Source organism: Yersinia vastinensis (assembly GCF_902726565.1).
Classification (GTDB): Bacteria; Pseudomonadota; Gammaproteobacteria; order Enterobacterales; family Enterobacteriaceae; genus Yersinia; species Yersinia vastinensis.
In genome coordinates, this window is the sequence record NZ_CACVAF010000018.1 from 41,675 (window position 1) to 55,308 (window position 13,634).

A 13,634-nucleotide genomic window follows, 5' to 3' on the forward strand; every position below is an offset into this window, starting at 1 on the left:
TAAAATCGTTCAACCCGATAACCGATACTCTGGACGAACGAGCACGGCCAACACACCTGAAATGTGAACGATGACGGGTATACAGGAGTTATTGCATGTCGGTTACTGATCTTGTCTTAATTGTTTTTATTGCCCTGCTGCTGGCTTATGCCATCTACGATGAATTCATCATGAATATGATGAAAGGCAAAACCCGGCTACAAATTCATCTGAAACGTAAAAACAAAATCGACTGCGCAATTTTTGTCGGGTTAATTGCAATCCTTATTTACAATAATGTCATGGCGAATGGCGCACCTTTAACCACCTATTTATTAGTGGGTTTAGCGTTAGTGGCGGTTTATATCTCTTATATCCGTTGGCCTAAATTGTTGTTTAAAAATACAGGGTTCTTCTACGCTAATGCTTTTATTGAATATAATCGAATAAAAAGCATGAATTTATCTGAAGATGGAATTTTAGTGATTGAGTTAGAGCAGCGCAGATTACTTATTCAGGTCAAGCAATTAGATGATTTAGAAAAGATTTATAATTTTTTCATTGAAAATCAAGCATAAACCCAGTTCCGCGGGAAGTTAATCTTTTAATTAATTGATTAATTTCCCGACATCATCCCCTTCCCCTTTACCGCTTATTTCCACACCATTCTTGATGCTTATATGTGCTATTTTCCACTATAATCTCGATAATGAAAATCATTATCAATATGACTAAGTTGGCATATTATCTTTGGGGTTGTCCATACTGGAATTTATATGTTAAGGTTGCGCCGTTCATGGGGAGTAGCCGGTTTCTATACGATATATTTAATTAATATATTCATATTATAGAAACGCCCGTATCAACATACTCGTTCTGTTTCTGGAACGTGGTGCGGGCAGCCAGGTAAGGTTGGCGAGACCATAGACACGTAGCTCCGTCGTTAGGTTGGGGGTGGGTTACGTGTATATGGAGCCGCCCGGCCGAGACTATTTCTATGAATCTATCTGCAACTCTTGTTCTTGCTTTTGCGATGTCTATGGATGCTTTTGCGGCATCTATTGGTAAAGGCGCCAGTCTACATAAACCCCGTTTTAGAGAAGCACTACGCACCGGTCTTATCTTTGGTGTGATAGAAGCGATTACCCCACTTATTGGTTGGGGTATAGGTCTATTTGCCAGTCAATACATTTTGGAATGGGATCACTGGATCGCTTTTAGCCTGCTGTTCATTCTTGGGTGCCGCATGATTTTTGAAGGCGCAAAACAGCAAGTCGAAGAAACCGAAAAAATGCGTAGCCACAGTTTCTGGGTCTTAGTGATGACGGCCATTGCCACCAGCCTTGATGCTATGGCCATTGGTGTTGGTCTGGCGTTCTTGCAAGTGAACATCGTTCATACCGCGATGGCTATTGGTTTAGCCACAATGATTATGGCGACACTCGGTATGCTAATTGGTCGTTATATTGGCCCACTACTGGGTAAACGCGCTGAAATTGCTGGTGGCATCGTACTCATCGCCATCGGCTTTAATATTCTTTACGAACATATTTACCGCATCGCAGCCTGATAGTGGCTATTTTATTCTCATCATAAAATAAAGCGAACGGCAGCGGTCAGTCGCAAAAGCTAAAAATAAACCCCGCACTCATCAAGAATGGCGGGGTTTTTTATTGTTGAAATACCCATCAGCTGGGTGGTTATCTGTTGCTGATTAGAAGTCCATCGAGACTGACAACTTCAGCGCGCGTGGATCGCCCTGATAGATATATGTCCCAGTATCTTCCACAGATTCCCAATAGCGCTCATTGGTGACGTTCTCAACATTCGCACGCCATGTCAGAGTGGTGTCTTTCATCGGCATGGTGTAACGCACGCCCAGATCCAAACGGGTCCACGGCTTCAATTTCAGCGTATTGGCTTCGTTAGCATACTGAGAACCTGAACGCACCACAGTGCCGGCCGCGGTTAAGCCTTCAACAGCAGGGATATCATATTCGCCGCCAAACACTAACTGATAACGGGCCACACCCACTGCATCATTACCGTTGTTGGCACCACTTTGGGTTTTGGTCAGTTTAGGATCCAACCACGTTGCACTCCCTAGCAGACGAGTACCAAAGACCGGTTCACCAAACACATTCAGTTCAATACCCCGGTTGCGTTGTTCGCCGTAGAAGCCATAGATGCTAGTCTCTGGATCAACTGTCCCCGTTGGGCGAGTGATTTCGAACAGCGCCAATGTACCGCCGTAACGCTGGTTATCAAACTTCACACCAATCTCATTTTGTTTTGAATGAACAATCCCTGGGATTTGACCGGCGTTAGCTACGGTTGTCGTTACACCACTCGCATTGCTATAAGTAAAGGGGGCTGACTTACCCGGACCGAGGGCTTCAATATGGTTAGCGTACAGAGACACTTTCTCCCACGGCTTCACCATAATGCCGTAGATAGGCGTGACCTTCATTGCATCCAATGACCCAGCGCTGTTTGGCACTCCACTGTCAAAGTTACGAATAGTGACTTCCTGACGACGAACCCCCAACATCACGATCAACTTATCATCCATCATGGATAAGGTATCAGACAATGAAAAACCTGAAGCTCGCACCTGACTATTCAGTTGTGGGTCTTGGCTGGTGCTGCTATACGCAGTCGGTGGGAAATCAATGACGCCCGGATTATAAATATTGGTATTAACAGGGTTCGACATATTCCAAGCTGACTTGGCTGTACGATAGTTAGCAGCATAGCCCAAGTTCACTTTATGAGTAATAAAGCCGGTATCAAAGTGACCACGAATCCCACCCAGACCTGCAATAGAATCGGATGCATAAGGAACATACAGTCGAGAAATAGTGGCATCGCCGTTATTGGCACTTGTCAGTGTCGGTGAACCATATTGGCCAGTTTCTTCATTGTGGCTGGCCCCAATGGAACCATATACCGTCCAATCTTGGCTGACATCATATTCACTACGCAACATACCGAAGGTGGTCTCCAGATCGGTATACACCCACGACTGACCATAGTTCAAGGTCGAGGATGGCGGTTCAGGAATAACGGTTGCGCCACCAATAGCAACATCGGTACGCATATGATGGATTGTTTGCTTCTGATAACCGACATCCAGTGACGTACGAGCCCGATCACCACGATAATCCAAGCCAGTCGATACAGCCGTAGTACGCTCTTTCTGGTCGTGAATGGCGCTCTCACCTTCACGATGTAATACGTTCACCCGCACACCGAATTGATCGTCATCACCATAGCGACGCCCAACATCCAGCGCACCGCCCACTTGTGAAGATGAACCATAATCCACGCTAACACGAGTCAGCGGCGTATCACCCGCACGTTTAGGTTCTAGGTTAATCATCCCGCCTACACCACTACCACTTGGCGAGATGCCGTTAATAAAGGCGTTAGCACCTTTAAACACTTCTACCCGCTCAACCATGCTAGTTGAAACGATCTGACGAGGTAAAACACCGAACAAACCACCAAATGAGATATCATCGCCATCGAGGTTATAGCCACGAATACGGTAGTTTTGTGATGGGTTGCCATAGCCACGAACGTTCTGGACTGAAGCATCATTTTTGACAACATCAGCAATGGAATTTGCTTGCTGATCTTCGATCATTTTGGAGGTATAGCTGATAACGTTAAATGGTACGTTACGGGCATCTTGCTGCCCGAGGAAGCCAATACGGCCACCATTCGCTACCTGACCATCCAGATAAGTTGGAATTAAGTCATTACCACCCGCGCGGAAAGTATCTTGCGTCCCGACAACTGTGATGGTGTCGGTTTTTTGGCTTTCATCAACCTTCGCCGTGTCTGCCACTGTGCTGGTTTTTTTTACGTTTTCAGCTGCATCAGCTGTTGTCGTTGCAGCCCATGAAGATGCAGATAAAGTGCCGAGTGCAGCACCAATCATAACGCACAACAGACGCGGTGCATGCCGTTTCTGATTCACGCGGATAGAAATTGTATTATTCATCGTATTGATGCCCCTGAATTTTGCAAAACAGCCACTAATGAGAATGCTTATTATAAAGATTCGGAATTATCCTGATAACATCAGTTGATGCAAGCATTTCTGCATTTCAAGGGGATTATTTTTTGATGAGTAAAAAAATAGGATCAGTTGTGTAATAAACCTGATCTCAGCAAAGCCTATGATTCTTTATCGTAACCAAGAAATTTCTCACCGCCGAGTTGTATTAGTTACGCAATAAAACATTTGGGCCTCACCGTATGCCCACTAACTTATCAAGGTGATTCTCACCTCATTTCTCGCAATTAGACACCGGTCAAAATATCGTGAACAGCGATATGATATATAAATATCATCACATGACTGATTGGAAAAATAGATATGCCGTACTTTACGGTCAGTGTCGTTTTGCATAATGCAGTGGAAGGCGATTACGAGACTCTGAATAAAAAAATGATTGATGCAGGATTTACCCGTCTTATCGGCAGAGAAAAAGTTTATAAATTACCGGAGGGAGAGTTCAATTACGGCAGTGGCATACTTAACAAACAGGAAGTCGCTGATTTAGCGCTAAAAGTTGCAGAACAGATACGCTTTATCCCCTCGATTCTAGTGACTGAATCCGGCGGAAGAACTTGGCGAAATCTGGACCTAAAATAAATTAATATCGCTATAAAAATAACACACTACAAATTTGACTTAAGTTAATAAGTAATCCTACACCAGGGAATAATCACATACTATTATCACCATAATAATATTTCCCTTAGGGGCGTTTCATTGTGGTATTCCAAAATAATTAAATAGCGAATATCAATTGATATATACCTGTGGCCCAAAATCTATCGGGCCAAGCAGGCACAGATAAGTCTAACTTTCCGCTACCGAATTGCTCTCGATAGCAGGTTCTTCTTTACGACGATGCAGAGCGATAACAAAGTCTGTTTCACAGATAAAAGATTGTCGCGCCGCCAGATCTTGCCCCGTTTCAATGGAGGCACGCCAGGCAAAAGGCGTCATCTGTAATAAATTAAAACCCTGTTTACCCGTTAACTTCATCTCATAGCCCAATTCTTCACGGCTGACTAACTCAAATCCATCTAGATACTCTTGGTTATCGTCATGGAGTTGTACTTGGGCATAGATCAGTGCTTTTAACTGGTACAGATGGCGTGGGCCAGGGGCTACTGTCACCACAATACCACCGGGCTTGACAGTACGTGCCAGCTCGGCGGCCTTGCAAGGTGCATAAATACGTAATACGGCGTCAAGCGCCTGATTAGCAAAGGGCAACCGGTGACTAGAGGCCACACAAAAATTCACCTGTGGATAACGTTTTGCTCCATATCTTACGGCCACTTTAGCGACATCTAATCCAAATACGGATACTTGGCGCTGCCGATTGAGTCGGTTTGCAACCTCAGCAGTGTAATACCCCTCGCCACAACCGATATCAAGTAACATGGCAGCATCCAGAGGGAGTGCCGTATCTAGAATCTCACAGATACGCTGCTGCAAAGGCTGATAATAACCTGCATCAAGAAATGCCCGACGCGCTTGCATCATCTCTGGGCTGTCCCCGGGCTGTTTTGATCCCTTATGCTGTACCGGCATTAAATTGACGTAGCCCTCTTTGGCACAATCAAACTGATGATTATTGCTGCAACGCCACTGTTGCGGACTTTGCTGCATGGCCTGATGACAAAGGGGACACAGATAAGACATGGTTGAGTTCCAGATAACAGATAAATAACCGCCAGAGTCACCGGCAGACGCGGAGTTAGTCTAAAGAAGCCCCGGTACTGATGCAAGCCGCGGTTTAACATGGTGAATTCACGGAAGATTAGCTGTGTCGAACTCCCCCAACAGGAATGGCATCAGGCTCAACATTCATGGTTCGTAAAATTTGCCCCATAATGTCACTAAATACCGGAGCTGAAACCGCACCACCGTAGTATTTTCCACCTTGGGGATTATTAATCATCACCACCAATGCGAAGCGAGGCTGACTGGCTGGAGCCACCCCCACAGTGTACGCCACATATTTATCGATATATTGGCCATTGGGCCCAATCTTCTTGGCAGTCCCGGTTTTGACCGCCACTCGATATCCACGCACCGCCGCTTTCACCCCCCCACCACCGGGCAATGCCACACTCTCCATCATATGTTCAACCTGTTGCACCAACACCTCGGGGAATACCCGCTGCCCCAACACTGGCGGGTCAACTTTAGTAATCGACAAGGGCCGATAAATACCGAAGCTGCCAATAGTGGCGTAGACTCGCGCCAATTGCAGTGGTGTCACCATCAAACCATAGCCAAAAGAGAACGTTGCACGGTCTAAATCACTCCAGCGCTGGCGATGCGGCATCAATCCACGGCTCTCTCCCGTCAGCCCCAACTGAGTGGGTTCCCCCAAGCCAAATGAGGTATAAGTTTCCATAAGTGCCGAAGCCGGCATAGCCAGCGCCAGACGAGAGACACCCACATCACTCGATTTTTGTAAAACGCCCGTGAGCGACAGCGCAGGGTAAAAACCCACATCTTTAATTTGATGTCCGCTTAATATATAAGGGTGGGTATCTAGCACAGAGTCAGGTTTCACCAAGTGGCGCTGTAATGCCGTCATAACCACCATAGGTTTAACTGTCGAGCCCGGTTCAAAAATATCGCTGATGGCCCGGTTACGAAAATTTTCCTCCGGTGTTGATGCGCGATTGTTCGGGTTGAAAGTCGGATAATTTGCCATCGCCAACACTTCGCCTGTATTGATATCAATCACCACGGCAGAGCCGGAGTCTGCTTTATTGAACATCACGGCATTGGTCAGCGCATGTGATGTTTCCGCCTGTAGCCGTTCATCAATACTGAGTTCAACATTTTGTCCGGGGTGACTATCTGTAGACGAAATATCTTCCACTACCCGACCAAATCTGTCTTTGCGTACCACTCGACTGCCTGCTGTGCCACTAAGCAGTGAGTTAAAACTCTTTTCGACCCCCTCAATACCTTGATCATCAATATTGGTAAAACCCACAAGATTGGCCGCAACATCGCCAGAAGGATAAAAACGCCTTGATTCCTCTTTGATGGCAATACCGGGTAATTTCAGCCGTTGGATATATTCAGCAACATCAGGCTCCACCTGTCTGGCAAGATAGACGAAACGTGCATTGGGATTCTGCCTGATACGGCCATTCAACTGATCCAGTGGCATATTGAGTTCCTGAGCCAATGCCTGCCAACGCACAGAAACGCCCACTCCCCCCTTCTCTAATACCGATTTCGGATCAGCCCAGATAGCCTCAACCGGTACACTGACAGCTAACGGATGCCCATTGCGGTCAGTAATCATTCCACGCGTATTGGGTGTGGCCACCACCCGCACTGAGCGCATATCTTCTTCTTTTACCAGTGGGTCCGGTTCGATAACTTGCAACCAGGCAACTCGAACAATTAGCCCTAAAAATGACAGTAAAATACAACTACACAGCAAGCCAAAGCGCCATTGAATAAAGTTGTGAGCGTCATTTTTGGGTTTAGATATCACAGAGTTCAATCCTAAAGAAGTGCATGAGTTATAGCTGCCATTAAACCCTATACCCCACGTCAATAGGTGCCAAAACAGTGATACAAGATGCGTTATTTTGCAACAATTCGCTAACGACAATTTAAAAGAAAAGGTGGCTGGTCAATAAGTTAAAAAACGGCTTACACTAAATGGCGTACTTTATTTTTCATTAGGTAAGTCCAATGACTGATTTTTCCCCCCAATTCAGCCGTATCACCACAATCTGTCATGGTTTTGGCAAAAAATCCGCCCTATTACCGGACTGTCTGCAACCCTATCAGATGACCCAAGCGAATAAAAAACAGGTTCATGGCACAACGATTATCGATGTGACAGAGCCGGGGCAAGAGTGCGGCGAAGCCGATGGCCTCTATACCACTCAGGCTGGTATTTTATTAACCGTGCTGACCGCAGACTGTCTGCCGGTTATCTTCAGTCAACGGCAAGGAAAAGGTATTGCTGTGGTTCATGCCGGTTGGCGTGGATTGCTAGATGGCATCATCTTAAACATGGTTGAGCGCATTGCCTGTGATGATGACCCTGCGAATTGGGTCGCCGCGATAGGGCCAGCCGCCCACGCTTGTTGTTATGAAGTGAATGAAGAATTGGCCGAACGGTTTATTCGCGAACTACCGTTGGCAAAAAATGTCATCTCACCTTACTTTCGCCACCTCAACCTCACGGCGATTGCTGAGTACCAATTGCGTGGTGCGGGTATTAGTCATGTTGATCGTGTCGGGAGTTGCACCATATGCACGACCACACCCCATGGCGAGGATGATAACCAGCCCCATTTCAAATACACCAGCTTTCGGCGCACCACTCAACGACAGGCCATTGACCCTGCCCATCCGGGAATTAAGGGCCGCAATCAGTATTCCGGCTTAATTATTTTGCCTTAGTGCGCCGATTTCTCAGACCACAGAAACGAAAAAACCCGCACAAAGGCGGGTTTTTAACAGCAAAAGAGCTGATTAGATTGCAGTAACGTTTACTGCAGACGGACCTTTCTGACCGTCTTGGATTTCGAACTCTACGTTCTGGCCTTCAGCCAGGGTTTTGAAGCCATTACCCTGGATTGCAGAGAAGTGTACGAACACATCTTTGCTGCCGTCAGCTGGAGTGATGAAACCGAAACCTTTAGACTCGTTGAACCACTTAACTTGACCTTTGATCTTTGCCATCTTGAGTATTTCCTTTGGATTGTTTAACTCGCCCGTGGGCGTTTACATAGACAAACTAGAGTCGTTACTGCTTGAGGCACTAAGATAAGGATCGGCAGAGAAGCGGTATTCAACGCTAACGTCTTTACTCAGAACTTCTTTACTGAAAATGCCACACATATACAGAACTGTACCTCGTTTTACCCATATGCGTTATCACATACTCTGTATTCGATGGCAAGCCATTTTTAATCAAGGGTGAACCTGTCGCACATATTTGAAACGGTTGCGCATAAAGAATGCGTAAATATGCCAAAATTTGTTGAAGGTCATCGTATTTTCTGCTCTATTTTTTTATACTATCCCGCCCCGCTTTCTTACTGGTTTTTAACATTTAAGCTAACACTTTTTATAATGCTGCTTACGTGAAACTCTTTTGGTTTCCAGCTCAAACTGATGACAAAAAAGTGCATTGGTATAAAATTTATTAGCATTAAATATATAATAATTGAATATATAGCAGCTTCTGTTTTGGTGCCGAGGCCAGCTAACACCGCTGCTCTCACACGTGAAACCCACCAAACTAACTCCTTACTTAACCTCAGGTTATGTTCATTGCGTTATTCGCATAAGAAATACATAAATATCTTATTTTTCCATTCGCATCAGAGATGAAAAAATAACCACTCAGTTCGCCATAGCTGGCCTAGTTTCTAATGAGAAAAATAGATTTAAATAAAAAGCCAGCGAGAGAAAACCACATAAATCCAATCACACTTTATTGTGTCATATAGGTGCATTAATTTAGTCATTTTGGAAAAAACGCACCAGGAAAGTGCATTTTTGTTTTATTTAATCTGTATAAATATACTGAAAATTACACTTTTTTAGTCAGTTTACGGCGATAAAATCTAACGAAAAACGTCAACAATTTGTGCTATAGAAAACAGATTGAGACATTTCTTGATGCTCAGGAATTAAAATTTAATTATTCTGGCGCGCAGTTGAAAACACTATTTTAGTTGCTCGTTATAGAATCGTTTAGGTTTAGGGTTATACCCTCTGCTTTATTATAAATAATGTTTTATTCGTCATTAGTTTTGATAGGTACAAAGATTATCTGATGCCAAGAAATCTTATTTCACCTTATCAGCATCAGAGAGTTATTCCATGAATTACAAACATATTATCAAGGCCGTGTTGTGTAGTGGTCTGTGGTTGAGTCAGGCTTCAACAGCACTTGCCGATGACAAAAGTCCATCCACCAAATCCTCAATAGAAAACAAAACTGCACTGTCTGCCCGCAATGACAGCCTATGGCAACGTTTGGTGAATAACATATCCCTCACTTGGGACTCTCCTAATCAAGAGCTGTACATCCCGCTGAATACTTGGCATAACCGCTGGACCTATGATGATGACAAGATAGAGTCCTACAATGAGCGGCCTTGGGGTCTCGGCTATGGCAAGTATCGCTATGATGAAGATAACAACTGGCATGCAGTGTATGCGATGGCGTTCATGGACTCACATAATGAAATTGAGCCGATTATAGGTTACGGCTATCAAAAAATGTGGATACCTGGAGAAATGGACGGTTGGCGTTTTGGTATCGGCTTTACCGCCAGTATTACCGCACGTCATGAATATCATTACATTCCAATTCCATTACCCCTGCCACTGCTCTCTATTGAATATAATAGGTTTGCTCTGCAAACCACCTATATTCCCGGCACTTATAATAATGGTAATGTCTTGTTTACTTGGATGCGGTGGCAATTCTAATTCAGACTATTCCAACATTTTTTAACCATATTGCTAAAGTGGTTATATTTGTTATTAGGAATTAGTCTCAATTAACTTTGATTGGCGCCAAATGAGATGATAGCTATAACCTATTATAGGTATTCGATCTCAACTTTATTTATTGTTGGGAATTTAAACAATAGATAACATTTAGAAAGTCATTCCAAACAACTAAATAGCCGGGCAGTATTAATGTCCGGCTATTTAGCATCACACAGTAACCAAATCAGGCCGCGTTTGAATCATTGGCTTGTGTTTGATTACTCTTATCTCTACGGCGAGTCAGCATAAAACCGCACCATAATAGTGCTATCCAGACAGGCATCATTAGCACGGAGATCTGAATGCCGTCAGTGAGGTACATGATAACCAAGATCAATGCCAGAAACACCAGACACAGATAGTTGCCATAGGGATACCATAACGCTTTGAAGCGGGGTTCGATGCCTTCTTGTACCTTTGCAGCCCTAAACTTCAAATGAGCTAAACAAATCATAACCCAGTTGATGACTAACGTTGATACCACCAACGCCATCAGCAACTCAAAAGCTTTTCCTGGCATCACATAGTTAATCACCACCCCTGCCGAAGTCGCTAGCGCCGAAAGAGCAATCGACAAAATTGGCACACCACGCTTGTTCACCTTGGTTAGCACCTTGGGCGCGTTCCCTTGCGATGCCAAACCAAAGAGCATACGGCTATTACAATAAACACCACTGTTGTACACCGATAGCGCTGCGGTCAAAACCACCACGTTCAGAATTGTCGCCACCAGATTACTGTCCAATGCATGAAAAATCATGACAAAAGGACTGCCACCTTCGACAACCTTGCCCCATGGGTAAAGGGAAAGCAGCACGGCTAATGAGCCGATATAAAAAATAAGGATACGATAGACAACCTGATTGGTCGCTTTAGGAATGCTGTGATGAGGATCCTCGGCTTCTGCTGCGGTGATACCCACCATTTCCAGCCCGCCGAAAGAAAACATAATTACGGCCATTGCCATGACTAACCCAGTCAAGCCATGAGGCATAAAGCCCCCTTGCGCCCAGAGGTTAGTAACAGAAGCATTTGGTCCACCGGACCCAGATGCCAGCAAATAGGCCCCGAACACAATCATACCAATGATGGCAACCACTTTAATGATAGCGAACCAGAATTCGGTTTCACCATACATACGTACGTTAACTAGATTGATCGCATTTATCAGAACAAAAAATACTGCAGCTGATACCCAAGTGGGTATTTCTGGCCACCAATATTGAATATAGATACCGACTGCAGTCAATTCCGCCATACCGACTAGGATAAACATGGCCCAGTAGTTCCAGCCAGATAGGAAGCCCGCAAAATCGCCCCAATATTTATAAGCAAAATGGCTGAATGACCCCGCAACTGGCTCCTCAACTACCATTTCGCCCAACTGGCGCATAATAAGAAATGCGATAAAACCGCCGATGGCATAACCCAGAATAACTGAGGGGCCAGCCATCTTAATGGTTTGTGCTATCCCTAGAAATAGCCCTGTACCAATCGCTCCACCCAGAGCAATAAGTTGAATATGACGATTTTTTAAACCACGTTTTAGTGTTGAGTCCTGCAACTGCTGTTCCATCCTATCCTCTGCCGCACCTGTTACACACTGGCGTGGTAAACAGCGCCTTTCGTAAATGAATCTGCGGCGGTTTTTTAACACTTAAACCAGATTGCATCAAGGATAAAGGTGGTTAGCTGACAATTGGACAAAAATCCATCAGTTTGCGTTATATAAGGTTGCCAGTTTATTGATGAACTCTTACCCCATCTCAGGGGTGTAGCGCAGAAATACCACAGAGTTTACTCAAATTACGCGCACCAATCATGAGTGTCGCCACGTATGACTGGCGCCGTGTGACAACTTCCACTGCAACACGATTATTTTTATAACGGATAAGGTAAGTTGAAGGCCAGCCCTGCCGCCGCTCGCCATAGGATTTTTGGTGGCAGTCAATGGCGGCATGCGCAATGACCAGATGCGATAAGTTTGAATCGCCTTTAATGATACGTTTCATCATCAGCTCCGCGAAAGTAGTTAAAAAACGCTTACCGTTTGTGATTCCTGTCACTGAGCGCTTGCGGCATATTTTGCTGAAAATTATCAACGCCGCTGATTACGCTTCTTGACTGAGCAAATAACAGATCATTGCCGCACGTAATGGACTTTGGCTGTAGGCTTGCCATTCGCCTTGTGGATTGGTGATCTTGGCATTCCACTGATTATTATCATTAATTTCTGGGGAGTAGATACCAATTTTATTGGCGCAAATGATAGGCCATGCATCGGAAGGGTTTTTGCAGTAATCCTTACCTTTAATACCACCATAGGGATACCACTTATCTGGGTCTTCACCGGTAAGTAACGCAATGCTTCTGTTCACCTCGCTGTCACTTTCTTCATACCATTTAATCATCCGAATCACCGTTCTCCTGAAAAGTTCTGGCTACATTACGGCGAAATTAAGACAAATTCATGACAGTCAACAAAGTTTGTTGTTGCTTACCGAGAGGAGAAAATCTAAGGGGACAGAGAGCAAAGAGAGAAAGGTGTGGGCGAGAAAAGCAACATATCGCCCACAGGCAGTAGCAATCATCTGCCCCCCCTGCTGGGGGTGCCAGAATTAAGAGAAGTTTACCTCTCTGGTATAAAGCCCTTAAAATCAAGCGGAGACACAATATCGCTATCACTTTGCCCATCACTCACGCCTGTGGCGTTTTCCAACAACGCTTTGAGCAATTCTGTTTGTTGCCTTTGCTGTTCGACAATGTCTTGTAACAAGCGGACCTGTTCATTGGCTCGCACACTGGCACGGCTCAAAAAGAACCAAACTATCAAGAAAAAAATGACAGTAAACAGTGATAAAGCGATTGGAATGGCACCCAGTGCGCCCATATTTGTATCTAACATTGACTACCCTATACATGTTGCATGTGTGGCGAAGAGAGTATCTTATCACTCCGCCCACAACATAGGTAAATCCATGTAGGCTATTAACGATTAATGACGATAACTTATAGTAATAGTTATTAAATGTTATTATATATAAAAGTAATAGGTTATCCTAGT

General features: G+C 44.6%; 14 protein-coding genes and 1 riboswitch. Of the genes, 5 read left to right on the forward strand and 9 right to left on the reverse strand.

Annotation, left to right across the window (positions count from 1 at the left end; translation table 11 throughout):
• The first annotated feature begins 95 nt into the window (after positions 1-95).
• The gene (locus tag HUZ92_RS19540; protein ID WP_050097374.1) at positions 96-557 is read left to right on the forward strand and encodes a DUF986 family protein; all 462 of its coding nucleotides are present in this window, start codon (positions 96-98) and stop codon (positions 555-557) included.
• A gap of 208 nt (positions 558-765) precedes the next feature.
• Positions 766-966: riboswitch (yybP-ykoY riboswitch) on the forward strand.
• Between the two features lie 10 nt (positions 967-976).
• Positions 977-1,549, forward strand: a complete 573-nt coding sequence (gene mntP, locus HUZ92_RS19545) for a manganese efflux pump MntP (RefSeq protein WP_050097373.1) — start codon at positions 977-979, stop codon at positions 1,547-1,549.
• A 144-nt stretch (positions 1,550-1,693) separates the two neighbouring features.
• On the opposite strand, the gene HUZ92_RS19550 is transcribed toward mntP, so the two are convergent.
• A complete protein-coding gene (locus HUZ92_RS19550; protein ID WP_050097372.1) occupies positions 1,694-3,988 on the reverse strand; it encodes a TonB-dependent receptor in 2,295 nt (764 codons plus the stop codon).
• A 378-nt stretch (positions 3,989-4,366) separates the two neighbouring features.
• Here HUZ92_RS19550 and HUZ92_RS19555 point away from each other — a divergent pair, with 378 nt between their 5' ends.
• Positions 4,367-4,645 (forward strand): hypothetical protein, encoded by a 279-nt coding sequence (locus HUZ92_RS19555; protein WP_050097370.1) that lies wholly within the window; start codon positions 4,367-4,369, stop codon positions 4,643-4,645.
• A 210-nt stretch (positions 4,646-4,855) separates the two neighbouring features.
• Here the strand turns inward: HUZ92_RS19555 and rlmA are convergent, their stop codons facing one another.
• Positions 4,856-5,710, reverse strand: a complete 855-nt coding sequence (gene rlmA, locus HUZ92_RS19560; protein WP_145579918.1) for a 23S rRNA (guanine(745)-N(1))-methyltransferase — start codon at positions 5,708-5,710, stop codon at positions 4,856-4,858.
• Positions 5,711-5,828: 118 nt separating this feature from the next.
• Positions 5,829-7,538, reverse strand: coding sequence for a peptidoglycan glycosyltransferase FtsI (ftsI, locus tag HUZ92_RS19565; protein WP_145579917.1), 1,710 nt, complete (start codon positions 7,536-7,538; stop codon positions 5,829-5,831).
• Between the two features lie 203 nt (positions 7,539-7,741).
• Between ftsI and pgeF the strand changes: the two genes are divergently transcribed.
• Positions 7,742-8,461 (forward strand): peptidoglycan editing factor PgeF, encoded by a 720-nt coding sequence (gene pgeF / locus HUZ92_RS19570; RefSeq protein WP_050295362.1) that lies wholly within the window; start codon positions 7,742-7,744, stop codon positions 8,459-8,461.
• A gap of 72 nt (positions 8,462-8,533) precedes the next feature.
• Here pgeF and cspE read toward each other — a convergent pair whose 3' ends face one another.
• Both cspE and HUZ92_RS19580 read right to left on the reverse strand, forming a co-directional pair.
• Positions 8,534-8,743 (reverse strand): transcription antiterminator/RNA stability regulator CspE, encoded by a 210-nt coding sequence (gene cspE, locus HUZ92_RS19575; RefSeq protein WP_002221949.1) that lies wholly within the window; start codon positions 8,741-8,743, stop codon positions 8,534-8,536.
• A gap of 42 nt (positions 8,744-8,785) precedes the next feature.
• A complete protein-coding gene (locus HUZ92_RS19580; protein WP_002211058.1) occupies positions 8,786-8,902 on the reverse strand; it encodes a DUF2627 domain-containing protein in 117 nt (38 codons plus the stop codon).
• 990 nt (positions 8,903-9,892) lie between these two features.
• Here HUZ92_RS19580 and pagP point away from each other — a divergent pair.
• The gene (gene pagP / locus HUZ92_RS19585) at positions 9,893-10,507 is read left to right on the forward strand and encodes a lipid IV(A) palmitoyltransferase PagP (RefSeq protein ID WP_050097363.1); all 615 of its coding nucleotides are present in this window, start codon (positions 9,893-9,895) and stop codon (positions 10,505-10,507) included.
• Between the two features lie 247 nt (positions 10,508-10,754).
• Here the strand turns inward: pagP and HUZ92_RS19590 are convergent, their stop codons facing one another.
• From HUZ92_RS19590 to HUZ92_RS19605, 4 genes are all read right to left on the reverse strand, one after another.
• Positions 10,755-12,146, reverse strand: a complete 1,392-nt coding sequence (locus tag HUZ92_RS19590; RefSeq protein WP_050097362.1) for an amino acid permease — start codon at positions 12,144-12,146, stop codon at positions 10,755-10,757.
• 190 nt (positions 12,147-12,336) lie between these two features.
• A complete protein-coding gene (locus HUZ92_RS19595; RefSeq protein ID WP_050097360.1) occupies positions 12,337-12,582 on the reverse strand; it encodes a DUF4060 family protein in 246 nt (81 codons plus the stop codon).
• A 99-nt stretch (positions 12,583-12,681) separates the two neighbouring features.
• Complete coding sequence (locus tag HUZ92_RS19600) at positions 12,682-12,981, reverse strand: phage protein NinX family protein (RefSeq protein WP_050295360.1); 300 nt, start codon at positions 12,979-12,981, stop codon at positions 12,682-12,684.
• Positions 12,982-13,199: 218 nt separating this feature from the next.
• Positions 13,200-13,475, reverse strand: coding sequence for a YebO family protein (locus HUZ92_RS19605; RefSeq protein WP_050097357.1), 276 nt, complete (start codon positions 13,473-13,475; stop codon positions 13,200-13,202).
• Positions 13,476-13,634: the final 159 nt, after the last annotated feature.

Coding starts and splice junctions, on each gene's coding strand:
- cspE (WP_002221949.1), bottom strand. CDS start 8,743: ATGGCAAAGATCAAAGGTCAAGTTAAGTGGTTCAACGAGTCTAAAGGT.
- HUZ92_RS19590 (WP_050097362.1), bottom strand. CDS start 12,146: ATGGAACAGCAGTTGCAGGACTCAACACTAAAACGTGGTTTAAAAAAT.
- HUZ92_RS19540 (WP_050097374.1), top strand. CDS start 96: ATGTCGGTTACTGATCTTGTCTTAATTGTTTTTATTGCCCTGCTGCTG.
- rlmA (WP_145579918.1), bottom strand. CDS start 5,710: ATGTCTTATCTGTGTCCCCTTTGTCATCAGGCCATGCAGCAAAGTCCG.
- mntP (WP_050097373.1), top strand. CDS start 977: ATGAATCTATCTGCAACTCTTGTTCTTGCTTTTGCGATGTCTATGGAT.
- pgeF (WP_050295362.1), top strand. CDS start 7,742: ATGACTGATTTTTCCCCCCAATTCAGCCGTATCACCACAATCTGTCAT.
- HUZ92_RS19580 (WP_002211058.1), bottom strand. CDS start 8,902: ATGTGTGGCATTTTCAGTAAAGAAGTTCTGAGTAAAGACGTTAGCGTT.
- HUZ92_RS19605 (WP_050097357.1), bottom strand. CDS start 13,475: ATGTTAGATACAAATATGGGCGCACTGGGTGCCATTCCAATCGCTTTA.
- HUZ92_RS19555 (WP_050097370.1), top strand. CDS start 4,367: ATGCCGTACTTTACGGTCAGTGTCGTTTTGCATAATGCAGTGGAAGGC.
- pagP (WP_050097363.1), top strand. CDS start 9,893: ATGAATTACAAACATATTATCAAGGCCGTGTTGTGTAGTGGTCTGTGG.
- HUZ92_RS19600 (WP_050295360.1), bottom strand. CDS start 12,981: ATGATTAAATGGTATGAAGAAAGTGACAGCGAGGTGAACAGAAGCATT.
- HUZ92_RS19595 (WP_050097360.1), bottom strand. CDS start 12,582: ATGAAACGTATCATTAAAGGCGATTCAAACTTATCGCATCTGGTCATT.
- HUZ92_RS19550 (WP_050097372.1), bottom strand. CDS start 3,988: ATGAATAATACAATTTCTATCCGCGTGAATCAGAAACGGCATGCACCG.